Here is a 23,961-nt window from a genome sequence, read left to right on the forward strand (position 1 = left end):
CATTGCTTGACAACGCAAATTTGTCGAGAGACGGTATACAAAATACTTCCGGATAGACATTCGATGTCGGATCTCGCAAACACCATCGTCCTTCCCGCCCGAACGGCGACCGGCGCCTGGCATTGCGCATCGGTCGCGCAAGCCGCGGCGGCGCTGCGCCGCCGCGAGGTGAGTTCGCGCGCGCTCGTCTGCGCATGCGAAGCGGCCTGGCGCTCGGCCAACCCACACGTGAACGCCGTCGTTCTGAGCGATTTCGAACGCGCCCATGCGATCGCCGTCGAACGCGATGCCGAGCTTGACGCGGGCCGCCTGCGCGGTCCGCTGCACGGCATTCCGTTCACGATCAAGGAATCGTTCAATGTCGCTGGATGGCCGACCACGGTCGGCGACCCGGCGTTCCTCGACAACATCGCCGCTCGTGGCGCCGCTGTGGTGCAGCGCCTGAGCGATGCCGGTGCGATCCTGCTCGGCAAGACCAACGTGCCGTTATGGCTACGCGATTGGCAGAGCTACAACGACATCTACGGCACCACGCGCAACCCGCATGATCTGACGCGCACGCCCGGCGGGTCGTCGGGCGGCAGCGCCGCGGCGGTGTCCACCGGCATGGCGTTCTTCGACGTGGGTTCGGATATCGGCTCGTCGATCCGCAACCCCGCGCACTATTGCGGTGTCTTTTCACACAAGAGCACGCATGGTCTCGTTTCGCTCGACGGACACGGCTTACCCGGTGGCGTGACGCTTCCCGACATCAACGTCGCGGGGCCGCTCGCGCGCAGCGCGGATGACCTCGCGCTCGTGCTGCACGCGATCGCGGGGCCCGCGCCGGAGGCCGCCTGCGCGGTGCGTTATGAACTGCCACGGTGCAATGCGTCGAGTCTCGAAGAGATTCGCTTCGGGATACTGACAAATCATCCGTTGGCGCCGGTCGACGCGGAAGTCGAGCACTGCCTCGCCGAACTTGGCCGGACGCTGGAGCGGCGGGGCGCGCAGGTCGTCTGGGACGCGCGCCCGCAACTGGACGCCGCCGAATTGATGCGCACCTACACGTTGCTGTTGCGCGCATCGACGTGCGGCTATCTCGGCGACGAAGCCTTCGCCAGCGCGCTCGTCGCTGCCGAGGCCGTATCGCCCGACGATACTAGCTACGCGTCGCTGCAATATGCCGGCGCGGCAATGCGTCATCGTGACTGGCTCAAGCTGCAGCCGCTGCGCGAGCGATATGCAGCCGCGTGGCGAGAACTCTTCACGCGCGTCGATGTATTGCTATGTCCGGCGGCGGCGACGGCGGCTTTCCCCCTCGATGAACAAGGCGCGCCGTGGCAACGCACGCTGAGCGTCAACGGCGGGCAACAGCCTCTCACGACGCAGCTCTTCTGGGCCGGTCACTCGGGTCTGTGCGGCCTGCCTTCTACGGTCGCTCCGGCGGGCCGTTCGGCACACGGTTTGCCCGTGGGCGTGCAGATCGTCGCGCCGCTCTATCACGACCTGCGTTCCATCCGCGTCGCGAGCCTGCTCGAAGCCGCCGGCTACGCGTACACGCCGCCCGCGTCCCGATCCTGATCGGCGCGTCCAACCTCGTATTCCTCATTCGCTCACGGAGCACGCGTTCATGTCCTGGCTCACGTCACTGTCGAAACACGAAAAAAAAGCCTTTGCCGGCGCGTTCGTCGGCCATGCGGTGGATGTCTACGATTTCATGATCTATTCGTTCCTCATCCCCGTGCTGATGCAGACCTGGCAGATGAGTAAGGCCACGGCGGGCAGCATCGTCACGTGGACGCTGATCGCGTCGCTCGTGGGCGCCATCGGCGCTGGCCTGCTGGCCGACCGCTATGGCCGCGTGCGCATTCTGCGCTGGACCATCGCGCTCTTCGCGCTCTCCTGTTTTGCCTGCGGCTTCGCGAACTCGCCGACGCAACTTGCGGTGCTGCGCGCCGTGCAGGGACTTGGCTTCGGGGGCGAGTCGTCGCTGTGCATGGTTCTCGTCACGGAGATGATCCGCAACCCCGCGCATCGCGGGAAATTTTCGGGCTTCACGGCAAGCAGCTATTCGTTCGGCTGGGCGGCGGCGGCGCTTGCCTATAGCCTGCTGTTCAACTGGCTGCCGCCGCAGTGGGCGTGGCGCGCATGCCTCTTCGTGGGTATCGCGCCCGCGTTGCTCGTGGTTTGGCTGCGGCGCAATTTGCGGGAACCAGAGTCGTTCGACCGCACGCTTGCCGCACGTCGCGATACGACGCCCCGGAAGGCTTTGCGCGCTGTGTTCAGCGGGCGGCTCGCGGCGCGCACATTGTGGTGCAGCCTGCTTTCAGGCGGCATGCTGGGCTCCTACTACGCCATTGCCACGTGGATGCCGATGTGGCTCAAGGCCGAACGGGGTCTCTCGGTGACAGGCACGGGCGCCTGGCTTGCGGTCACCATTGGGGGGTCGCTGGCCGGATATGCACTGGGCGCGTGGTGCACGGATCGCCTCGGGCGCCGGCCGACGTACATGTTGTTCGCGGCGGGTGCGTTCGTCATGAGCATCGCCTACATGATGATCGACGCGCCTACACCCGTCATGCTCCTGGTGGGTTTTCTGCTGGGCGTGCTGATGCAGGGCACCTTTTCTGGCGTGGCCGCCACCATCGCGGAGACCTATCCGAACGCGATCCGGGCCACCGGCTATGGCGTCGCATACAACGTCGGGCGGGTGATCGGCTCGGTGTTTCCGCTCGCAGCAGGCTGGCTGGCGAGCGGCCACCTCACGCTGACGCTCGCCATTCCACTCGTGGCCGGCGTGGGGTACTGCTTCGTGGTGCTCGCGGCGTGGATGTTGCCGGAAACGAATGGCATCGCGCTGGATGCCGTCGAGGGCGCGGGACAGGACGAGGCGCTGGTGGGTGAAGCGCCCGCGCATCCCGCGGGGCAGACCATGACGCCCTCGTCCGGCACCGCTCGCTAAGGGAGCGAACCGCTTGCGCGCCACTGTTGCTCTCCCTGTTGACCTCGAATTTTTTGTAGTCAAAAATTTTTTCCGCTTTATTGTATACAACATACTAAAAATAACGGCGCACGCCATCTGGGTCACGAGAGCGCGCCGTCTGAATGTCTTTTAACCAAAAATCAAGGAACCTTGGATGAACAAGACTTTCTGGAGCGCGGCAGGGCTGGCATGCCTTTCCATCACTGCGCATGCGCAGAGCAGCGTCACGCTGTACGGTTTGATCGACGTGGCAGCGATCTACTCAAGCAATCAGGATGGTGGCAGATCCTTCGCGATGGCGAGCGGCTCGACACGCGGCAGCCGTTTTGGTCTGCTCGGATCGGAGGATCTGGGCGGCGGCACCCGGGCTATTTTCCGGCTCGAAAACGGCTTCGACGTGACGGACGGCTCGCTCGGCCAAGGCGGCCTGATGTTCGGCCGCCAGGCGTACGTGGGTCTCGAAAACGACCGGTGGGGGCGTGTCACGTTCGGCCGCCAGTACGAATCGATGGTCGATTACGTGGCGCAACTCACGTCTGCTGACTGGTCGGTCTACATGGAGCACCCGGGCGACATGGACCTGACCAACCGCGGCGTGCGCGTGAACAATGCGGTCCGCTATGCGAACAGTTTTGGCGGCTTTACTGGGAGCGCGATGTATAGCTTCGGCGGCCAGCCAGGCAGTTTCGGCCGCGATAGCATGTGGAGCCTCGGCGGCAGCTACGAAAACGGGCCTCTGTATGCCGGCTTCGGCATGACCTACGCGCGCCAGCCTGGCGAACTGTCGCCGGGCACCTTCTGGAAAGCGACCAACTCAGCGGTGGGCGAGTTCGCGCTCGCGGCGCATTCGTTCCTTACAGTGGGCGGCGGCGCGTCGTACAGGATCGGCAACACAAAGCTTAGCGCGAACGTGACACACGTCGAGTACACGCAGGGCTTCGAAGGGCAGGACGTTAATTTCATGAACTACGAAGTCAATGGCATGTACTCGTTCACGCCAGCACTTTCCGCAGGGCTCGGCGTCACGTACACCGACGGGTCCGTCGATGCCAACGACGCCAATCCGCGCTACATCCAGTACAACGCCGTGCTGAATTACTCGCTGTCCAAAAGCACCCAGCTTTATGCATTCGCCACGCTGCAGCGCGCCCAGGGCGATGCCCAGGTCGCGCAGGTATCGCAGTTCATCGCGGCATCGAGCAGTAACACGCAGTCCGCCGCCGGCATCGGTCTGCGCCATTCGTTCTAGGCCATCCCAGGATTTTTGCAAAGTTGGCTTTTGCGGAATAAATGTATACAGTGTACTGTATTGCTGCCCGTCATCGTGACGGGCCAATTCACTCAACGAAGGAGTTGGACATGGCAGAGATGATGGACCGCGAAACTTTCCGCGCGGCACTCGAAGAGGCAATCAAGGGAAAGAGCGCCAACAAGGCGCCATTCAGCATCGCGTGGGCGAGCGGCAAGCTCACCCGCGCGCATCTGGCGCGCTGGGCCGAAAATCACTACCACTATGTAGGACCGTTCGCCGACTATCTGGGCTATCTGTACGCCCGCACGCCGGACCACATGACCGAAGCGAAAGACTTCCTGCTCGCCAACATGTACGAGGAGGAGATTGGTGGCGACCGTCATACGGACCTGCTGATCCGGTTCGCTGAAGCCTGTGGCACCACCCGCGAGCGCGTGATCGATCCCGACAACATGTCGCCCACCACGCGTGGCCTGCAAGGCTGGTGCTATTCGGTGGCGATGCGAGAAGACCCGGTAGTCGCAGTGGCGGCGCTCGTGGTCGGCCTCGAATCTCAGGTGCCATCGATCTACCGCAAGCAGACGCCGACGCTGCGCGAGCTTTACAAGTTCACGGACGAGGAGGTCGAGTTTTTCGATCTTCACATCGTCTCCGACGAGATCCACGGCGAGCGCGGCTACCAGATTGTGCTGGAACACGCGAACACGCCAGAGTTGCAGCAGCGCTGCCTGAAGATCTGCCAGGTAGGCGCGCAGATGCGTCTGCTGTACACCACCGCGCTTTACTACGACTACGTCGAGAAAGAGATTCCACTGCCCGAACTGGGTCTCGCCGCCTGAGCGCCGCGTACCCTTGACCAGCCTGGTCGTGCCCGACTGAGGCTAATCGACGGCCGATGCGCGGCGCCTTGGAGGCGTGGCGCGCCGGTTCGTCATGGGCATCAAGATTACTTTTGCAGGGCCGTTGCAGACATGACAAACGTACCGACGTTTCTGAACTACATCGACGGTGAATGGTGCGCGAGCCGCACGGGCGCCACCTTCGACAACCTCAACCCCGCCGATACGCGCGACGTGGTCGGCCGCTTTCAGGCTTCGACGCAAGCCGATGCGCAGGCCGCCGTGCGCGCCGCCGCGTCAGCGTTCCCTGCATGGAAGCGCCTGGCGCCAGGCGCGCGCGCAAAGATTCTGCTCGATGCCGCCGCCTATCTGGAACTCCACGCGGCGCGCTTTGGCGAAGAGCTGACGCGCGAAGAAGGCAAACAGAAGGCCCTCGCGACAGACGAGTTCGTGCGTGCCGCGCAGACGCTGCGATACTACGCGATCGAAGCGCAGTCGTATGGCGGCGAAACCTTCCCCACCGACGACCCAGCCATGATGGTCTACACCTTGCGTGAGCCGCTGGGCGTCGTGACCGTGATTTCGCCGTGGAATTTCCCGGTCTCGATTCCCGCTCGCAAAATCGCGCCCGCGCTGATCTGTGGCAACACGGTGGTGTTCAAGCCTGCGTCGGATGCGCCGTTGAGCGGCTTGCGATTGACCGAGGCGCTCGTCGAAGCCGGCATTCCACGGGGCGTGCTCAATTTCGTCACGGGCAGCGCGGGCGCGGTCGGTCCCACGCTCGTGGGCGCGCGCGAAGTGCGGGCGATTTCCTTCACAGGATCGACTGCTGCTGGCGAGCAGATTCACCGGGCGGCGTCGCTTTCCACGCGCACCCAGATGGAACTGGGCGGCAAGAACCCGCTCATCGTGCTCGACGCGCACGACATCGAACTCGCGGTCGAGCTGACGATCAAGGGGGGCTTCTCGCTCGCGGGGCAGGCTTGCACCGGCACGAGCCGAGTACTAGTGGCGCGTGAGATCCGCGCGGCGTTCGTCGAGCGGCTGGCCGCCAGGACTGCGGCGCTCGTGGTCGGCAGCGGCATGCAACCTGGCGTCGATGTGGGGCCGCTCGCCACCGCGGGCCAGCTGCGCACCGTGCTCGACTATATCGAAGCGGGTAAGCGCGAAGCGACGCTCGTATGCGGCGGCGAGCAGCTGACGCAGGGCGAATTTTCGTACGGATACTTCGTCATGCCGACCGTATTCGTGGACGTGCCGCGCGACGCGCGCATCGCTCGCGAAGAGATCTTCGGACCGGTGATTGCGGTAGTCGACGTCGACGACTACGAAGACGCGATCGATGTAGCTAACGACAGCGAATACGGCCTCGCCGCCGCGCTCGTCACGCGGGATACGCAGCTCATGCACCGGTTCGCGGGCGACATCGAAGCGGGCACCGTGAAGATCAATCGCACTACGACGGGCAATCTCGTCAACGCGCCGTTCGGCGGTCTCAAACGCTCGAGCACAGCCACTTTCCGCGAGTCGGGGCGCGACGGGCTCGAATTCTATCTGCAGACCAAGACCGTCTATCGTGGCGTTTAACGGCCTTCATCCTCAATTTTTTCGATCATGAAATCATTCTTCAAACTCGAACTGGCCGAAGCCCGGCTGATGGTAGCGGCGGCGCTCGCGCGCTCCCAGGCGATCGGTGTGTGCGAATCGATCTGCGTGGTGGACGAGGGCGGCTTCCCGCTCGCACTCGAACGCATGGACGGCGGGCGCGTCACGGGTCCGCAGATCGCGTGGAACAAGGCCTTCACCGCCGCCGGGCACAAGCGCTCCACGCATCTGTTCACAACCCCACCCAACGGTCCCGCGCTGCCAGGCAACGAGGCGTTTGGAATTCAATGGAGCTTCGAGGGGCGCTTTGCGGCATTCGTCGGCGGCTTTCCGATCGTGGTCGATCAGCAGGTGGTGGGCGGCATCGGCCTGTCGGGCGGCAATGGCGAGCAGGACACCCAGGCGGGCCTCGCCGGCCTTGCCGCGTTGCGCGATGTGTTGCGCGAAAGCGGGCATGAAGTGCTCGTGCAAGCCGACATCAAGCTGTGAATGCGAGGTCCATCGTGAGCTATCGGATTACCTGGATCGAAGCACAACGCAGTTTCGAAGCGACCCGCGGCGAAACGGTGCTCGAAGCCGCCCGGCGTGCGGGCGTGACGTTGCCGTCGGAGTGCGCGTTCGGTGGCTGTGGTACCTGCCGCGTCAAGCTGGTTACGGGGCGTGTGCACTACGCCGAGCCACCGCCGGCGCTGTCACCGGAAGAAGCCGCCAACGGCTACGCGCTGATGTGTCAGGCGCACGCGCTTGCCGATCTGGAGATCAGCACCGAGCGCGTGCTCGCCGCGCCTACCCCACCTGAACGGCACAGGGCTTCGGTAGTCCGGATGGAAGCATTGAGCCGCGATGTGACGCGTCTCGTGCTCGCCATCGACAACAACGTGCGGCTTGCGTTCCGACCGGGGCAGTATCTGAACGTGCTGCTCGGAGAAGCGGGCACGCGCAGCTTCTCGATGGCGTCGGGTCCGGATGAAACGCTGATCGAACTGCATATCCGGCGCATCGATGGCGGCTACTTTACACAGGATCTGCTGTCTGCGATGCGTCCCGGCGACACGCTCGATATCGGCGCGCCGCTCGGCGGCTTCGGCTATCACGAAGAGGATTACCGGCCGATCGTGATGGCCGCCACGGGAACCGGCATCGCACCGTTGCGGAGCATGCTCGCCACACTGCTCGGCAGCGAGGACGTGCCGCCCATCGACCTCTACTGGGGGGCGCGCACAAGCGACGATCTCTATCTGCACGAGGAATTCGCGCAGCTGGCGGCCGGCCGCGAGGACTTCCGCTTCGTGCCGGTGCTCTCGCGCGCCGACGATGCATGGTCAGGCGTGCGCGGCTACGTGCAGGACGCCGTACTCGCCGACTACCCGGACCTCTCGGAGCACGCGCTCTATCTTTGCGGCTCACCGGTCATGATTGCGGATGCGCGCCGCGCGTTCGTCGCGCACGGCGCGAGCGTGCGCTATCTGTATGCGGACAGTTTCACGTTCCAGCATCCGCAATGTGTCGGCGCGGCGCAATGACGGCTCGCGCGGCCGTGTGCGTCAGTCCCATGCGCGCGCGGACCACATGGGTTTCACGGCGCCGTCAATGAAACTTGCGCGGGCTTTTTGGCCGCGAAATGAAGTACCTGGTATTTGCACCACGCCCCATCGTCCCCGACCTCCTATTGAGCTGAGGCTTCCCATGCACTCCATCGCTGTTCTGACGCCAGCCCACTTTTGTTATCTGGCCGGCGTAGTCGCGATCATCGCAACGATGATCTTTCGTGCAAACGTCGTCGTGCCTGCGATCCTTGCAACTTTCGCGGTGGCGTTCGCATGGTCCGGCAAGATGCTGGTCGGCTTCCAGGCCATTTTTATGGGCAGCCTGACGGCCGCGCACGAACTGTTCAACATCTTCCTCGTGATCGCGCTGATGACCGCGCTGCTCAACGGGCTGCGGGAACTGGGCGCTGATGTACGCATGGTGCGGCCGTTCAAGCGCATCATGTTCAACGGTCATGCGGCATTTTTCATTCTCGCGCTCATCACGTATCTGATCTCGCTGTTTTTCTGGCCGACGCCCGCCGTGCCGCTCGTCGGCGCAATCCTGATTCCGGCGGCGGTCTATGCGGGCCTGCCACCACTTGGCGCCGCGGCGGCAATCGCCATTGCGGGGCAGGGCATGGCGTTGTCGTCGGACTATGTGATCAAGGTCGCGCCGGGCATCAGCGCGAGGGCAGCGGGCGCAGACATGCTGACGGTTGCGAACACGGCATTCGGCCTCTCGTTGATCGTCGGCTTCGTCGCGCTCGCGCTGACGTGGTTCTTCGTCGTCCGTGGCCGCGTGAAGACGCCGTCCGCCAGCAATCTCAGCGCGTGGGAAACGCAGGGCGCGCTCGCCGGCGAAGCGGAGCAGGAACATCAGGGCAGTTTCGCCAAGGTCGAGCTCGCTCGCGGCACGAGCGGCAATCTCGGCTCGGAGCAGGACGGCGGCTCGTCGCTGCACACAGATGCCGGGTCCGCGCTTGCATCAATCTCGATCGCGCCGATGCCGCAGGGCGGCGCGGCGCTCCAGATGGCCTCGATCGGCGCAGATGCATTGATCGAGCGCCGCGAACTCTGGTCGAAGGTGTTCGCGCTCGCCACGCCGCTTGCCTTTCTCGCGGTGGTGGTCGTAATGATGCGGCCGGACATGATCGGCTCGGGCGCGATTCGCGGCGGCGACGCCGCAGCGTTGATCGGCGGCATGGCGGCCGTGCTCATGATGCTCGCGACGCTGTCGCACGGGCGCAAAGGCTTTCTCGATCGCACCGCGGAGCACATCATCGACGGCTTCGTGTTCGCGTTCAAGGCGATGGGCGCGGTGCTGCCGATCGCGGGCTTCTTCTTTGTCGGCGACGCGAGCACGGCGGGCCCGATCCTCGGCGCGGCGGCGGGCGCGCATGTGCCGTCGTTTCTGTTCGAACTCGTCCAGGCTTGCAGCCAGGTGATTCCGCAGAACCCGTTGTTCGTTTCGTTCGGCGTGTTGCTGATGGGCATGATTACGGGCATCGACGGTTCCGGCTTCGCGGGGCTGCCGTTGACGGGGTCGCTTTCGGGTGCGCTCGCGCCGATGGTGCATCTGCCGTCCGCGACGCTCGCCGCCATCGGCCAGATGGGGGCCGTGTGGACGGGTGGCGGCACGTTGGTCGCGTGGTCGTCGCTGATAGCGGTCACGGGTTTCGCGCGCGTGCCCGTGCTGGATGCAGTGCGCGCGTTGTTCCTGCCGGTCGTGTGCGGGCTCGTGATCGCAACGCTCGCAGCCGTTGCGTTCGCGTGAGGAAGGTTGCTGATGGAATTCCTCACGCTTTCGCAACTCCTGACGGCGGATTTTGTGCACTACGCGCCCGCCGTGCTGCAGATTGTGGTCATCAACCTGCTGCTCGGCGGCGACAATGCGATTGCGATCGCGATGGCATGCCGCTCGCTGCCGCCGCAACAGCGGAGCGCAGGGGTCTGGATCGGCACGGGGCTCGGCATTGTCTTGCGCTTCGCGATGGTCTACGTGATCGGCTTTTTGCTGGCGATTCCGTACATGCACGTTGCGGCTGGGTTGCTGCTTGCGTGGATCGGCATGCAGTTGCTGCGTGACGACGGCGCGGGTGGTGAGGCTCATGCCGCGGCCGATGAAGCGGCTGGTGCTGAGGCGCTCTGGCGCACTGTCGCGCTGATCCTGTTCGCCGACTTCGCGATGAGTCTCGACAACGGTCTCGCGACTGCGGCCGTGGCCGAGACGTTGCCCGCCGCGTCGCGCACGGCGATCGTGCTTGCGGGGCTTGCCGTGGGCGCGCCTGCAATCGCGTTGGGCAGTGCCGTGATGTTGCGTGTGCTCGAGCGTTTTCCGCTGGTGACCTGGTTCGGTGCGGGGCTGCTTGGCTGCATCGCCGCGCAGATGCTGCTTGACGATCCGCATGTGGCCCAGCTGTTGCGTCAATCGGTGGACGCGCTCGGCGACAACGCAATTGATGTGCGGTTCGCACGCTTGCTGTTGAGCTTCGTTGTTGCGGCGCTCGTGCTGTTCGTGCCGTTCGTGCAACGCCTGCGATGGCGAAGGTGGCGGACCGGATGAACCGACCTGTGGTCGTGCCGGTAAGCGCGAATTGATTGTTCAGTCAGCGCCTGACCCGCGATGACTTTTTTGCGCGTGGCGCGGGACGCAATCAGTAAATGAACCATGAGACGAGCTAGGCGCCCTCGACATCCCGGGCGAAGAACTGCTTCGCGCGCGGTGCGCGAAAATCTCCCGGAGCACTTGCTTGTCGTGTACCTGACGAACTGTGACAGCAAACGCGCTCCCCTTCACACGGAGCGGATTGGGGTCCGGCGCACTCGCCGGGCCGCCATGGCACCCACGACGCTACCGGTTGCGCTCGACAAAAGCGCTATACGCAAGCGCCGCGAGCGCCACGTCCTGAAGCCCGATTCCCACAGCCTTGTACACGATGATCTCGTCGTCGCGCTGCCGGCCGAGCGCATCGTTTTCCAGCACGTTGCCGAGTTCAGCTACGTTTGACCAGTCCACGACGCCAGGGGCTGCCAGCACTAGATCTCCCGCTTCCTCGCGCGCCTGCTCGTGCAACTCCACGACGATGCGCTTGGCACGCGCGAGTGTCGTGTCGTCCAGCTCGCGCGCGTGCGGCAGGCTGGAGCCGATCGCCGCGACGAGCGCGCCGGGCATCAGCGCGCGGCCATCGAAGAGCGGCGTCGTCGCACGCGTGGCCGTGACGATCACATCCGCGCCGTCGATCGCGCGCTCCGCGCTGACCGCGCTCGCCACGACACCGTGAGCGCCATGCACATCGTTGAGCGCATTCACGAGTGCCGCGTCGCCTTCCACACCGACGATGCGCAGCGTCTTCAGATCCGTGAATGCCGCGAGCGCGTGCGCATGCGCGCGGCCTTGCACACCCGCGCCGAAGATCGTGGCGATGCGGGCGCCTTTGTGCGCGAGGCGTCGCACCGCAAGCACCGTGGTGGCAGCGGTGCGCAAACGTGTGATGGCGTTGGCGTCGAGTGTCGCGAGACATTGTCCGTTGGACGCGCGGAACAGCACGATCGCGAAATTGAACTGGCCGCGGATCGTGGTGTAGACCTTCGCGCCGGCTACGTCGATGTCGGGTAGAACGGCGCCGAGCGTGGATAGCTTGGTTGCCCCGGTCTCGGTTCTGACGCGGCGCTGCACGGCGGCCGTGCCGCGCGCGAGCTGCCGGAAGGCGCTTTCCAGCGCCGGGATGGCCTGCTCGAAGTCGATGAGCTCATCAATCTGGGCGTCGGTCAGGTGGATCATGAATCAGCATCCTTCTCGTGAATGATAATTTAACGTATACAATATACGAAAATGGGATTATTTGGCAACATCGTGCTCGTCGCCTGCATGTACGCTGCCTTCTCATGAGCCGCCAGAATTCCTCGGATGAGAGACATTTACAATAACGGTATACAGTGTTCTGTTTTGCGATACACTAGTTCGGTAGCCTTCGCATTGGAGCGAATGGCGCGCTCGTTTGGGTTGCAGGGGGTTGCATGCCAGTCGTCGTGTTCCGCACGCGCGGAGAGGTTTATCGGGGGGAAGTGAAGGAGAACACGAATCTCGTCGTTCGCGCCGGCATCAGGCAGTTCCCGTTTCCGCATTTGCGCTACGAGTGCGGCATGGGCAAATGCGCGCGCTGCGCCTGTCGCGTGCTCGCGGGCGGCGAGCGTCTGCCGCCGCCGAACTGGAAGGAAAAAAAGCAGCTTGGCGAAAGGATCGACGCCGGGTTTCGGCTCGCGTGCCAGTTATGGATCGAACACGACATAGAACTGGCACAGGACGAGCTGCCTGCGCAGCCGTGATCACGAACGCGGCGTACAGCGGAGTGCGCCTGCAATGGGACATCGCATGTATATCGTACTCACCAGCCGGCCCGGCCAGTATCGCAGCGAGCCGACACCGGGCATTACGCCAGTCGAGACGCACGACTATTTCTACGGCGCCCGACACGTGGCTGCTTTCGTCGTCGCGCAACTGGAGGGCGAGGCGCGCGTGCGCATCGTCGAAGAGACCGAGCCGCAAGCCGTCAACCTCGTGCCGACGAAATTCTTTGAGAAGTTCGCGACGCTGCGTGAGGCATTGCGATCGATTGAAGCGCTCGCCGCGCACGCTCACGCCGACGCGCGTGTGTGTCGGCGCCATCACTGAGGAATCCGGATTGGCAATGGTTCAGATCACTTTTTTGAGCAACGGCGGCAAGACCGTCGACGCGCCGCCCAACAGCAATCTGCTGCGTGTATCGCTGCGCGAGCAAGGAGGCATTCCCTTCAAGTGCGGAGGCGGCCTGTGCGGCACATGCAAGTGCAAGGTCGAGGCGGGCCGGGAAAATACCGACGACGTCAAGCAGAAAGAGCGCCGCCATTTGAGCGCCGAAGACCTGGCGAGCGGCTACCGCATGGCCTGCCAGACTTTCGTCAACGGCAACGTGAGCGTGTCATGGTGAGCGGTATCGATGATGCAGCCGATGCCGCGATGCTGCCGTTCGGCACGCTTGCTCCGGCGCAACGGCAGTTAATGCTGGAACTGGGGCCGCGCTGGAATGACGACATCGTCGCTCACCGCAAGGCCGTGATCGACTGCTATACGCCGCTCGTGGCGGCTGCGCCGATGGAAGGCACGCGCGTCGAGCGGGATCTAGCGTATGGCGCTCATCCACGTCAGGTGCTCGACGTGTTCGAGCCGGCGCCGGCTGCGGCCGATGGTCCACGCGAGGCTGTACTGTTCGTGCATGGCGGTGCGTTCGTGCGCGGCAGCAAGAGCATAAACGGCGCGATCTACGACAACGTGTGCCATTGGTTCGCGCGCCAGGGGGTGGTCGCGGTGAATGTCGAGTACCGCCTCGCGGACGACGCGCCATGGCCTGACGGCGCGCAGGACGTCGCGAGCGCACTCGTCTGGCTGCGCGCGCATGCGGCGCGCTGGCGCATCGATCCCGCGCGTCTCTTCGTGATCGGGCATTCGGCGGGCGGCGCGCACGCGGCGAGTTGCCTGTTCGATCCCGTGCTGGCGGATGGCGTAAAGCCGGGCGACGTGGCCGGCCTCGTGCTGATTAGCGCGAGGCTGTTTGCTGACGTCGATCCGCGCAATCCGAATGCGGGACCCGTGCGCGCCTATTTCGGCGATGACGAGTCGCGCTACGCGGAGCGCTCACCGCTCACGCACGCTGCTTGCGCCGCAGTGCCCGTGATGATCGCGGTGGCCGAATACGAGAATCGCTTCCTCGACGATTATGGCGCCGCGTTCTTTCTCGAACTGCTGCGTCATCGCGGCGTGCCGCCGCGTTTCGTGCAGATGCGCGGCCATAACCACACGTCGATCGTCGCGCATTTCAATTCCGGCGAAGAATATTTCGGGCGCGAAATCCTTGCCTTCATGGCTTCGGTGCCGCGCTGAACGCTGGAGTGCGCGCCCGCTCTGACCGACAAGCTTTGATGCCCGGTGAATTTCGCTTTTCGTATCGTGTGTACAGTCTACGAAACGCTCGCACTGCTAGAATTGAGCCGGAAGGTTCAGATCAAACGGTCAGATCGTGGAGATGAAACATGGTGCGGGAAGCCATCGGCGCAAACGGGCGTGAGCCGATCATGCACAAGCAGCTTTCGGAGCTGGTGATTGCCCGCTTGCGCGAGTCGATTACATCCGGCGAATACGCGCCCGGCGACCGGCTCGTGGAAGGCCGGATCGCAGAGGAACTGGAGGTGTCGCGCGTGCCGGTGCGCGAGGCGCTGCGCGCGCTCGCAGCGGAAGGTCTCGTCGAAGTGCGCCCGCGCCACGGCGCGGTCGTCGCATCGCTCGATCCGTCAGCGGCGCGCGAGATGGTGCAAATCCGTGCGACTCTCGAAGGGCTCAACGCGCGGCTCGCCGCAGAGCATTGCACACCGGAACTCGTCAGCCAGATAGAAGCGGTGCTTCAGGAAGGCAACGCCAAGGTTGCGGGCGGCGAGCTCGCGGGGCTGCTCGAGCTGAACGCGCGGTTTCACGATCTGCTCTACGCGGCGGGCGCTAATTCCATGCTCTCGGACCTGATGCGCTCGCTGCGCGACCGCACGCGCATGTTGTTCGTGAATGCGAGCGATGAAGAGGTGCGCGTCACCTGGGACGAACACGTTGCGATTCTGCGCGCGGTTCAGTCGGGCGATGCGGCTCTCGCGGCTTTGCTTGCCGAGCGCCATGTCGCGCGCGCGGCGCAGCACTATCTGGAGCGCTTTGCGCGCTAATGGCTGATGGACCGTGCGGCCGTCTTTGCGCCAGCACGCTGAATGGAGCGGTGGAGCTGGCGGCGAAAAACCAATGACCATCCATCGCCCACACAAAGACAATCGCTGGGAAAACTCATCGTGATTTGACGCGAGACGAAAAAGTACGATTGCACCGATCCCTCGCCTTGGGCTCAGTCCGCGATGGCGTTCCTCGACGCACAGGGCCGCGTACATGCGCGCGACTCGGACTGCTTCATTCGACAGGCGTTGCTGCTGCGGCGCGGCCCGCGGCGAGCGGAATTACACCGCTGGCAAGATCGACAAGCGCCAGCAGCAATTGAGGAAAGTATTCAACGATACTTGGATGCAGGTCAGACCGCCGATCGCCTCAGTCCAACCGGTTTCGATGGGAAGACCCAGTGAGCTGCGCTCATGTCAGCAACACCTTCGCTCCCTCGAAACGCCCCAATTCTGGCGACAAGCCTTACCGCAGGTTCTCGGCCCGTGCCCAGGAGAAGATCCACGAATCGACGGTGTCGCGCTTCCCGGCGTCACCCCTTCACGCGCCTTGGGCGATGACATTCTCACCGATATTAATGGTAGCGCTTGCCATTCTTCGGGGCGGAGATCTCGGAGCCTTTCCCGGCTTTGCCTTTCTGAATCAATACGGCGAGTTCAGCTGGTTCGTTTCCACGCTTGAAGTTGTAGCGCTTCGCGAAGCATCGATTGCGGCCACGTTTCGTCTAGTGCGCGGCGCAGGAGCGCTTGCTGACTCGTGGGCGCCAGGCCCCCTGCTGGTGGGTCGCGATCAAGATTGGTCGGGAACGCGTAACCTTCCGCCGTACATGCAATGACGAAATCGATGTCGATCGAAGTCAACTTGCCATCAGTCTGGTACTCGAGAAGTATGGGATAGACAGCCTCACACATACGCATGCGATCGACAGTTTCCATCGCGCGCCCATAGGCCGATGACACCTGCAACAGATTCGCCATACGCTGCACATCTGACGTGCGATTCGCGCCGGCGGCATGAAACAGTGCCGGGTTAAAAAAGAGTGCGTCGCCTTTCGCGAGCGGTAACTGCACGCAGTGTGCTTCGAAGAAGTTGCGGAAGTCAGGACGCCGGCACGCCAGATAGCCCTCTGCGTAACGCTGCGAAAAGGGAAGCAGCTTCGTGGGACCACTCTGGATTGGCATATCGCTGTGCGCGACGGCGCCTTGAAGCGTCAAGAATGGCGACATCTTATGGACATGCGCGGGAAAACGCTGCACTTCCTCCACGGTCTGGAAGCCAAGATGGTAATCGCGATGTGCTTGCTGTGCCTCTCCACCGGGACGAACGACGTTGACCTGAGCGGTCATCTGATAGCCAGGGCCGAGCCATGCTTGCGCGACACATGCGATGAACGCATTCGAGAAATAGCGTGCAAACACCGAGGGTGCCTGCAGACAGAGCTTTTCCTGGGCGTTCCAGATGCGGTCGTTCGCACCCGCCTTGGCAAAATGGTCCGCTCCGTGTGTCCCGGATTCGCGTTCTTGCCTAATGATCTCTTCGAAGATGCGGGTCGCTTCGTCGACGGGAGCGGTATCTCGGAAGACGTTCTTTAGTACCAGCACGCCCGCGCCGTCAAGAAGCACGTTTGCCCATTCGGCCTGCAGCGTGCGTTGCCGAACAGGGTCGATCAGAACTTCATCAAGCGCACGGCAATCGTAGATGGGAACTTCGTGCTCCGTCTCGACCGGGAATCGCAACTCGCGGTCAACCCTATTTCGTAGTTGATCCGCGAAAGCTTCGAGTGAGCACTCGCTCTCTCGATACCAGTTCTTTGCTGGCGTTTCGCTGCCTTGCTCCGTGGCATTCATGTCTCGCTCCATTTTTCATCAAGCATAGACGCATCGTAGCGCCGAGAGTTACGATAAACACATCAAAAAACCATCAGAATTGACGGTGTGACGATGGCTCATCGTTTCCTCATAAAAGAGATTGCGCTGCAGGCTGGTGTGGGCGTTGCCACGGTGGACCGCGTATTGAACGGGCGTGCCCATGTGCGCGAAGGCACGCGCAGGCGGGTCGAGCAGGCTATCCGGGAGTTGGAAAAACAGGAGATTCAACTGGCGGCGACCGGGCGCAAGCTCGTCATTGATGTGGTGGCCGAAGCGCCATCTCGATTCTCGACGGAGATTCAGGAGGCACTCGAAGGCGAGTTACCAGGTTTACACCCTGCGGTGCTAAGGCCCCGTTTCCTCATGCGTGAAACGATGACTACCGTGGAGGTAGTCGAGGCGCTTCGCTCGATCGCCAGGCGAGGTAGTCACGGCGTTTTGCTGAAAGCGCGCGATGTCACTGAAATCTCTGAAGCGATCGGAGAGTTGAAGACAATGGGCATACCTGTTGTGACCACGTTCACTGACATTCCGTTGTCCGGGCGCATCGCCTACGCTGGCCTCGATAATCGCGTGGCGGGCGCGACGGCGGCGTACCTCATTGGTCAGTGGCTCGGGGGTACCGTCGGGACAGTGCTGATCACGATGAGTGACGAAGGCTTCAAAGGAGAAGAGGAGCGCGAGGCGAGTTTCCGGCGGGCTCTGCGTGTCAGTCACCCGAACCTCAGTCTGCTTGACGCGAGCGGCGGACACGGACTCAATCTGCAAACAGAAGAGAGGATGCGCAAAGTCGTTACGACAAGGTCAAGAATTGCCGCCGTGTACTCGATGGGTGGGGGTAATGCAGCCGTGCTGAAAGTATTGGAGGCTGCGAAGCAAAATCCTATATGTTTCATTGGACACGATCTTGACCGAGACAACGTTGGCTTGCTTCTTCGGGGAAAGGTGCAAGCCATCCTTCATCACGAGTTGCGCCAGGACGTGCGTTCGGCTTGCCAGCACATCATGCACTTTCATCGGCTTATCCCTGCATCAGCGATCGCCCCGTCTTCTTCGGTCGTCGTGGTTACTCCGGCAAACATCCCGGAGGGCATCGTCAGTCGATTTCGATAGACTCGTCTTTTCAAATGCAGCACTCACATGGGGGGCCGGCTTCCACTCCAGGCACCTTGCAGCAAAGACCGAAGCGGCTCGCGCTCTATCGGGCGGGGATTCCAATACGGGTTTGATAGTGCGAGCTCGCATGCCCGGTCGAGGTCGGATTCCTTCATTCCAATCTCCCGCAAGCCTGACGGAATTTCGAGTTCGCGTCCGAGCTCGAAGACTCCGAGCGCTGCGCTTTCGCTACCAAGTGCTCGCGCGATTCGCAACATGGCATCGGGTGCCGCATCACTGTTGTACGCCAATGCGTGAGGCAAGACGATAGCGTGTGTTTCCGCATGCGGAAGATTGAAGCTTCCGCCCAGGGTGTGGCAAAGCTTGTGGTGAAGAGCCATCCCGACGTGGCCCAGTACGCTGCCGCACATCCATGCGCCGTAAAGACAATCGCCGCGCGCTGACAGATTCCTGGGATCGGTTTTGATGCCCCTTAGGCCCGCCGCTAACGCGCGTATTCCGTCCTCCGCCATCAGCGACATGATGGGGTTGCCGTCGCGGGCGTACAGCCCCTCGGCAGCATGTGCAATGGCGTTTAGGCCGCTTACGAACGACAGGCCGAGCGGCAGACTCAACGACAGCATCGGATCGTAGATGACGGTCTTCGGCAGCACACGCGGGTCGCGTCCGGTACGCTTCAGTCCATCCTCAGTGAGGCCGTAGATCGGCGTCATCTCAGAGCCAGCATACGTCGTCGGAATGGCAATGATCGGTAAGCTTGATTCCAGAGCGATGGCTTTACCGAGGCCGACGGTGGATCCGCCTCCTATAGCCACCGCGCAATCGGCGCCAACGCTTCGTGCATGATCGCGGGCGCGTCTTGCCGTCTCGATCGGAACGTGCATTTTCGCTTCTGCAAAGACACCTGCGCTGAGCGGCCCCAACAAATCGGAAACCTTCATTGCTTGCGCCTCCTGCTCCGGGGTGCAAAGGATCAGAGCCTTTTTAGCACCGAGCGCGTGGACTTCATCGGCGACGCGGGCGAGTGCACCAGCGCCGAAGATCACTCTCGAAGACTGCGGGGTGTAGACGAAATCGTACATCGAGGCATCCTTACCAGTCATTGTGCGCAGTTGGTGTCGAGCGAGCGTCGAGACGTCAACCAACCTTTTTAACTTTAGTACGTGCGATCTGCTTGTGCCCGGCTATCAATCAGGCACTGACTTTGTATTGCCGTGTTTCAACGTTGCGGAACTGCTGCATGGTTGTGTTGAACGACCTGATCGCCATTTCTTGCAGCGGAAGCTTGCGATATTCGGTCGAGATGATCTCTACGCCGTACCATTGGCCACTGAATCCGGCGTTCTGAACCGCTTCTATGAAGCCCGGACAGTCAAACTGGCCCTCGCCACAAAGCTTGCGACGAAAGACGGTGTCTTCCAGCAAAGTTCCCTCTATGGCCGAGCCGGCGTCGTCGAGTTCAACGGCCTTGATGAACTGCGAAGGGACTTTTGCGATTTCGCTGAAGTCAATTCCTCCGCGAACCATGTGCCAGATATCCAGGAGTAGGCCACCGTTGGGCTGGTTCGCTTCCTGAACGATCGCGAGACCATCTTCGAGCGTTTTTACGATCGAGAATGGCATGACTTCAATCGACACGTTTGAACCAACCGCGGCCGCTTCCTGACACAGCGTTGCGAATTCATCCGCCATCCGAGCGAAGTTTGGCGTTCGCTGATCCAGGGCGCTCGCAGCGATCTTCACGTTTTTCATGCCCAACTTTGCACCCAGTTCAAGAATCACCCGGCGAGCACGGTCCGACACCAGTCGCTCGGGGCCGTCGCGGTACCAGTCAACGAGGAATTCAAGTTCGAAGTGTTTGATGCCGTTGTCTTCAAGAATGTGCTTAACCGTGTTTGCACCCACCTTCTCAATAGTCGCCACCAGATCCTCATGGATCACGCCAATGCCTCGCCAACCGGCTTTGGATGCCGCTTCGACGCGCGCTTGTAGCGAGTAAGGACTTATAGAAGGCTGGAGTGGATCCACGTCTCCAGCGAGAGTCCAGTACGCCGCCAGCAGGTCAATGTCAGGTGTGCTCAATTGGTGTACTCCAAAAGCAGAATTTAAATCTTTGATGGAGCGAGCGTTGCCCGGCTCTCAAAAAATGAAGTGGTGAGGCAAAAGCCGGAGTTAAAGGTGGGGCAACTTCTCCTGAACCCGGTCAGCGCGCTACTGACTGCCACACGGAACGCCTATGCAGGAACCAGCTCTGCAAAGCGCTGGCTTATACGGCGGCCCGATGCATCCAGTTCGTCGAGCCGTTGATCCAGATGTTCGTAGAGTAATTTTCCGTCGCGTTTTTTGAATTCGCCGGCCACCAACACGGTGTCGACGTTTGCTGCGCTTCCTTGCATCAGCACTGCCGAAACAGGATCGTGCACAGGTCGCATGCTCAATCCGTCTGCGCGGATCAAAACGATATCGGCTTGCTTTCCCGGCGTCAGCGACCCGACGCGGTCCTGAAGGCCTAATGCCTCTGCGCCGCGAATCGTTATCCAACTGAGAGCATCGGATGTCGATATCGTCGAATGAGCGGGCAACTGCCCGGTGTCGGCCCGAGCTTGCGCGTTGTCCAACGCACGCTGGGACGCCAAAGCGACGCGCGCGACTGTGAACATATCGCCGGCGATGGCGGACTCGAGGTCGACGCCAAGGGAAGGCGCGCTGCCCGCATCGCGCAAACGGCCGGTGATTGGATGGCCATGCCCCTGTGTCATTTCGGTCTCAGGCGCGACAGAAAATGTGACGCCGCGATCGATCATCATTCGAAGTTGCGCGTCAGTCAGATTGTTACCATGCACGATGTTGGTGGTTGGGCCGAGAAGATCGCGCTCAGCCAGACGTTCCCAACCATCTGGTGTCTTCGGCTCGAGCCCCGCGCAGTGCATGCTGGCGATCAGTTCGAATTCGGCCGCCAATTGAAAATCATGCTCCGACACCTCATACGTCGAGTAATGAGGCCCGAGAATCGCCATCCCGAGCGTGACTTTCGCGTCACGGCTCGCAAATCTGTTCTTCAGCAATCGCTCGATTTCGCCGCGCGGATGAGGAATCTCGCTGAAGTGCTTCTGTCCAGGTTTTGGGTCCGGCTTTGGCGAGCCGTGAAAATAGACCGCTCGAATCCCGGATTCGAGCAGTCCGTCGATCGCACGATCCGAGTGATCGGGCGTCGGATTATTGTGGCACCAGTCACCGAGCGTTGTCGTACCCAGGTTCAACTGGTTCAGCGCGCCCACCAGCGTACCGATGTAGAGGTCCTCCGGGTTAAAACATGTCGCCAGTCCCGCATGAACGCTACGGAAGTAGGTGGGCAATGTCCAGTTCGCCGTCACGCCGCGAAGTGCGGTCTGCCACGTGTGCATGTGCGCGTTGATGAGGCCCGGAATGACGATGCAACCGGACGCATCGAGTTGTTCCGCATCGTGTACCTGAACCTGCGGACCGATGTCGACAATCCGATCGTTCTCGATCAATACGTTGAAGCGGCCATTGCCGATGGCCGGATCCATCGTGATTACTTGACCTCCTGTGATGAGCAGCTTCATCAACGCGTCTCCTTTGTTATGAATGGGTACATCGTCGTCGAGGGTAAAGCGCCTGGCTCGCCTGGACGTTATTGCTCAATCACTTGTTCAGCAGTTTGCGCTGCTGGGCGAAAAGCGCGAAGGCTTTCAATTGGGCGGAGATGATCTCGCGCGTCTGCGGGTCGGTGACGGTCTTGCCCTCGACGTCAACCTTGCTCGCAGCGCCGCCAACCATCACTTCCGGCTTGTTGAGCACCTGCGCATCGAGGAACACCATGCTTTGACGCAGATGGTATTGCGCGCGGGCACCACCGAAGATGCCGGGCGACGCCGACTGGATCGCCACGGGCTTGCCGACAAAAGGAGGTGCCGGGAGGCGCGAAAGCCAGTCCAACGCGTTCTTAAGGACACCGGGAACGGAATAGTTGTACTCGGGCGTAACGATGATAACGCCGTCTGCCTCGCTGATTGCATTGCCCAATTCGAGCACCGACAGCGGAAAGCCTTCCGCCTGGACGTCCGCATTGTAGTGAGGGAGCAGCCCGACGGAGGGCAGCTTCGTCACGCGCACGTTTTCCGGCGCTAGTTCCTGCAGGCAGTCTGCAATTGCCGCATGGAAGGAAAGACGACGCAGGCTGCCGACGAGCGTTACGAGGCGCAGCGAGTTTTGATCAGACATAAGATTTCCTTTTGAAAGTGGTTTTGCGACAACCGGAAGGCCATCTAGATTAAGTACGATTCGTTTCTACGTTCTTCGTCACCTTTTATCGGTGACGAGCACTGATGTCTTGCATTCAACTACGCGGGCTGGCTAAGAGTGTCCACTCGCTTCAAGAAGGGGCGCACCTCGACGGTTCTCCATATTCCGGCTTTGTTGAAGGGGTCGTCGTCGACAAATCGCCGAAGCACATCGATACGGTCAACCTCATACAGAAAGAAGCTGCCGATCATCGTTTCCCCATCTGAATCCAGCAGCGGGCCGGATATCAGCGTCTTGATGGGGGCAGTCTTCAGGTACGACTTGTGATCGTCGTAGCGCTCCAGACGACGCTGCAACATGCCCGGATGATCTAGGCAATAGACTGTGAAATGCATGTGCCCTCCTGCCTACCGCTTGCTAGCGGCACAAAGTTTGTTCGCGAGCACCCGTTCAAGCACGCGCTTGGCGTAGCTCTCGACCTGCCGCAAACGTGTCTTGTGCTTCAGAGTGGGCCTGCGCGTCGACCTGATAGTCGACCTGAAAGCGCGCTGTTCTGATGTTGCCGAGCGTCTCCCGGACTCTCAAGTGCTCTGGATGGGTCGCATATCCGTCGAGTGCAGCCTGTGAGTCGAACTCCGTGATCAGAACGACATCGCAGGCGTAATCGACCGCGCTCGAATCGAGCCCGACTTCGAGCCTTAGCATGCCGGGGATCACGCCGCGCAGCCCTTCGAAACTCTCTTTGACGAGTTGGCGTGCTTCCTGACGTTCGCCCGGCGTCTCGCCACGGACTCGCCACATGACAATATGTCGGATCATGCAGGAACCTCCGCGGGATTGAGTACGAAGTCGTACTTAAGCGAATAGAACGGCGTTTCCATTTTTGAACCGTCGGGAGAGACGCCGCTGTCGTGCTTGGCCCATTTGGTAATCAGCGTTGAGCGAACCCCGAATACCGCGTCGGAGTCGAGATACTGGTCTCCATCGCGGAATACATGAGTAATCAGCGTCTCGTATCCGGGCACCTTGATCATGAAGTGCAAGTGAGCCGGACGCCAAGGATGACGGCCGAGTGCTTCCAGCATCCGTCCCACCGGTCCGTCGTGAGGAATCGGATATGCCTCGGCGAGAATCGAACGGAAATGGAACCGGCCGTCGCGATCGCTATACAGTCTGCCGCGCGCCCGATGGACTGAGGAATCCGAGCCGTCCGGCGACTTCTGCACGTCGTAGAATCCGTCTTCGTCGGATTGCCACACATCGATCTGCGCGCCGGCCAGGGCAGTGCCGTCGAGGCCTCGAACCTGACCGCTCACAAAACACGGCTCACCGCGTGCGCCGTTCGCGATGTCTGCACCATTTTCATACTCCGGCGCGCCCTCGACGTAGAACGGACCGAACACGGTTGCCTCCGTGCATTCGACCGGCTTCTTGTTGTTCTGGGCCATCACAAGCATCGACAGCCCGAGTGTGTCCGACAGGAGAATGAACTCCTGGCGCTTGTCGTCAGTGATATGGCCGCACTCGGTCAGGAACTGGATCGCCTTGAACCACTCCGCCTCGGTGAGCTTCACGTCCCGGGCGAAGCTATGTAGGTGCTGCACCAGGCTGGTAAAGATGGTGCGAAGCCTGCCGTCGCAGCGTTCGTCCATTGACGCGAGTACCGCTTGCGTAATGGTGTCTTCGTTGATGTTGCGCATCGCTGTCGTCTCCGTAGTGCGCGTATGCATAAGACGACAGGTTAATAGTCTCATAGCAGGAAAAAAATGCGCTATAGTG

General features: G+C 61.8%; 24 protein-coding genes. 15 read left to right on the forward strand and 9 right to left on the reverse strand.

All coding sequences use genetic code 11. The annotated features are described in order from the left end of the window. Positions 1–63: 63 nt before the first annotated feature. The 9 genes from CIC12_RS13050 to CIC12_RS13090 all read left to right on the forward strand — a co-directional run bounded on the left by CIC12_RS13050 (position 64) and on the right by CIC12_RS13090 (position 10,753). Positions 64–1,563, forward strand: coding sequence for an amidase (locus CIC12_RS13050; RefSeq protein ID WP_168664517.1), 1,500 nt, complete (start codon positions 64–66; stop codon positions 1,561–1,563). 49 nt (positions 1,564–1,612) lie between these two features. Next, the gene (locus tag CIC12_RS13055; RefSeq protein ID WP_168664518.1) at positions 1,613–2,944 is read left to right on the forward strand and encodes an MFS transporter; all 1,332 of its coding nucleotides are present in this window, start codon (positions 1,613–1,615) and stop codon (positions 2,942–2,944) included. A gap of 175 nt (positions 2,945–3,119) precedes the next feature. Then, positions 3,120–4,214: a porin gene (locus CIC12_RS13060; protein WP_168664519.1), complete on the forward strand. Its 1,095-nt coding sequence runs from the start codon at positions 3,120–3,122 to the stop codon at positions 4,212–4,214. A 110-nt stretch (positions 4,215–4,324) separates the two neighbouring features. After that, positions 4,325–5,056: a TenA family transcriptional regulator gene (locus tag CIC12_RS13065; protein WP_168664520.1), complete on the forward strand. Its 732-nt coding sequence runs from the start codon at positions 4,325–4,327 to the stop codon at positions 5,054–5,056. A 132-nt stretch (positions 5,057–5,188) separates the two neighbouring features. After that, positions 5,189–6,643 (forward strand): aldehyde dehydrogenase family protein, encoded by a 1,455-nt coding sequence (locus tag CIC12_RS13070; protein WP_168664521.1) that lies wholly within the window; start codon positions 5,189–5,191, stop codon positions 6,641–6,643. 27 nt (positions 6,644–6,670) lie between these two features. Then, positions 6,671–7,150, forward strand: coding sequence for a GlcG/HbpS family heme-binding protein (locus CIC12_RS13075; protein WP_168664522.1), 480 nt, complete (start codon positions 6,671–6,673; stop codon positions 7,148–7,150). A gap of 14 nt (positions 7,151–7,164) precedes the next feature. Next, entirely contained in the window at positions 7,165–8,184 is a 1,020-nt protein-coding gene (locus CIC12_RS13080) for a 2Fe-2S iron-sulfur cluster-binding protein (protein WP_168664523.1), read from the forward strand. A 163-nt stretch (positions 8,185–8,347) separates the two neighbouring features. After that, the gene (locus CIC12_RS13085; RefSeq protein WP_168664524.1) at positions 8,348–9,964 is read left to right on the forward strand and encodes a hypothetical protein; all 1,617 of its coding nucleotides are present in this window, start codon (positions 8,348–8,350) and stop codon (positions 9,962–9,964) included. A gap of 12 nt (positions 9,965–9,976) precedes the next feature. Further along, positions 9,977–10,753: a YjbE family putative metal transport protein gene (locus CIC12_RS13090; RefSeq protein ID WP_168664525.1), complete on the forward strand. Its 777-nt coding sequence runs from the start codon at positions 9,977–9,979 to the stop codon at positions 10,751–10,753. Between the two features lie 288 nt (positions 10,754–11,041). On the opposite strand, the gene CIC12_RS13095 is transcribed toward CIC12_RS13090, so the two are convergent. Continuing rightward, the gene (locus CIC12_RS13095; RefSeq protein WP_168664526.1) at positions 11,042–11,971 is read right to left on the reverse strand and encodes an ornithine cyclodeaminase family protein; all 930 of its coding nucleotides are present in this window, start codon (positions 11,969–11,971) and stop codon (positions 11,042–11,044) included. A gap of 236 nt (positions 11,972–12,207) precedes the next feature. Here CIC12_RS13095 and CIC12_RS13100 point away from each other — a divergent pair, with 236 nt between their 5' ends. From CIC12_RS13100 to CIC12_RS13120, 5 genes are all read left to right on the forward strand, one after another. Then, complete coding sequence (locus tag CIC12_RS13100) at positions 12,208–12,516, forward strand: 2Fe-2S iron-sulfur cluster-binding protein (protein ID WP_168664527.1); 309 nt, start codon at positions 12,208–12,210, stop codon at positions 12,514–12,516. Between the two features lie 46 nt (positions 12,517–12,562). Then, positions 12,563–12,862 (forward strand): hypothetical protein, encoded by a 300-nt coding sequence (locus tag CIC12_RS13105; RefSeq protein ID WP_168664528.1) that lies wholly within the window; start codon positions 12,563–12,565, stop codon positions 12,860–12,862. 16 nt (positions 12,863–12,878) lie between these two features. Next, positions 12,879–13,157 carry a 2Fe-2S iron-sulfur cluster-binding protein gene (locus CIC12_RS13110; protein ID WP_168664529.1) on the forward strand — a complete coding sequence of 93 codons (279 nt, stop codon included), beginning with the start codon at positions 12,879–12,881 and terminating at the stop codon, positions 13,155–13,157. Further along, positions 13,151–14,107: an alpha/beta hydrolase gene (locus CIC12_RS13115; RefSeq protein ID WP_238812569.1), complete on the forward strand. Its 957-nt coding sequence runs from the start codon at positions 13,151–13,153 to the stop codon at positions 14,105–14,107. The genes CIC12_RS13110 and CIC12_RS13115 overlap by 7 nt, the downstream gene beginning before the upstream one ends. 149 nt (positions 14,108–14,256) lie before the next feature. Continuing rightward, on the forward strand, positions 14,257–14,931 hold the full coding sequence (locus CIC12_RS13120) for a GntR family transcriptional regulator (protein ID WP_168664530.1): 675 nt from the start codon (positions 14,257–14,259) through the stop codon (positions 14,929–14,931). A gap of 657 nt (positions 14,932–15,588) precedes the next feature. Here the strand turns inward: CIC12_RS13120 and CIC12_RS13125 are convergent. Further along, positions 15,589–16,779, reverse strand: coding sequence for a phytanoyl-CoA dioxygenase family protein (locus CIC12_RS13125; RefSeq protein ID WP_168664531.1), 1,191 nt, complete (start codon positions 16,777–16,779; stop codon positions 15,589–15,591). A 93-nt stretch (positions 16,780–16,872) separates the two neighbouring features. Here CIC12_RS13125 and CIC12_RS13130 point away from each other — a divergent pair, with 93 nt between their 5' ends. Next, positions 16,873–17,913 carry a LacI family DNA-binding transcriptional regulator gene (locus tag CIC12_RS13130; RefSeq protein WP_168664532.1) on the forward strand — a complete coding sequence of 347 codons (1,041 nt, stop codon included), beginning with the start codon at positions 16,873–16,875 and terminating at the stop codon, positions 17,911–17,913. Positions 17,914–17,936: 23 nt separating this feature from the next. Here the strand turns inward: CIC12_RS13130 and CIC12_RS13135 are convergent, their stop codons facing one another. The 7 genes from CIC12_RS13135 to CIC12_RS13165 all read right to left on the reverse strand — a co-directional run bounded on the left by CIC12_RS13135 (position 17,937) and on the right by CIC12_RS13165 (position 23,882). Then, positions 17,937–18,998 (reverse strand): maleylacetate reductase, encoded by a 1,062-nt coding sequence (locus CIC12_RS13135; RefSeq protein WP_168664533.1) that lies wholly within the window; start codon positions 18,996–18,998, stop codon positions 17,937–17,939. A gap of 109 nt (positions 18,999–19,107) precedes the next feature. Further along, a complete protein-coding gene (locus CIC12_RS13140) occupies positions 19,108–19,998 on the reverse strand; it encodes a sugar phosphate isomerase/epimerase family protein (RefSeq protein ID WP_168664534.1) in 891 nt (296 codons plus the stop codon). 152 nt (positions 19,999–20,150) lie between these two features. Beyond that, positions 20,151–21,503, reverse strand: a complete 1,353-nt coding sequence (locus CIC12_RS13145; protein WP_168664535.1) for an amidohydrolase family protein — start codon at positions 21,501–21,503, stop codon at positions 20,151–20,153. Positions 21,504–21,582: 79 nt separating this feature from the next. Continuing rightward, complete coding sequence (locus tag CIC12_RS13150; RefSeq protein ID WP_168664536.1) at positions 21,583–22,161, reverse strand: NADPH-dependent FMN reductase; 579 nt, start codon at positions 22,159–22,161, stop codon at positions 21,583–21,585. A 119-nt stretch (positions 22,162–22,280) separates the two neighbouring features. Further along, positions 22,281–22,577 (reverse strand): YciI family protein, encoded by a 297-nt coding sequence (locus tag CIC12_RS13155; RefSeq protein WP_168664537.1) that lies wholly within the window; start codon positions 22,575–22,577, stop codon positions 22,281–22,283. A gap of 55 nt (positions 22,578–22,632) precedes the next feature. Beyond that, positions 22,633–23,001: a Dabb family protein gene (locus CIC12_RS13160; RefSeq protein WP_168664538.1), complete on the reverse strand. Its 369-nt coding sequence runs from the start codon at positions 22,999–23,001 to the stop codon at positions 22,633–22,635. Continuing rightward, entirely contained in the window at positions 22,998–23,882 is an 885-nt protein-coding gene (locus CIC12_RS13165) for an intradiol ring-cleavage dioxygenase (RefSeq protein WP_168664539.1), read from the reverse strand. Before CIC12_RS13165 ends, CIC12_RS13160 begins: the two co-directional genes overlap by 4 nt. Positions 23,883–23,961 lie beyond the last annotated feature (79 nt).

Source organism: Paraburkholderia sp. SG-MS1 (assembly GCF_012275575.1).
Taxonomy (GTDB): Bacteria; Pseudomonadota; Gammaproteobacteria; order Burkholderiales; family Burkholderiaceae; genus Paraburkholderia.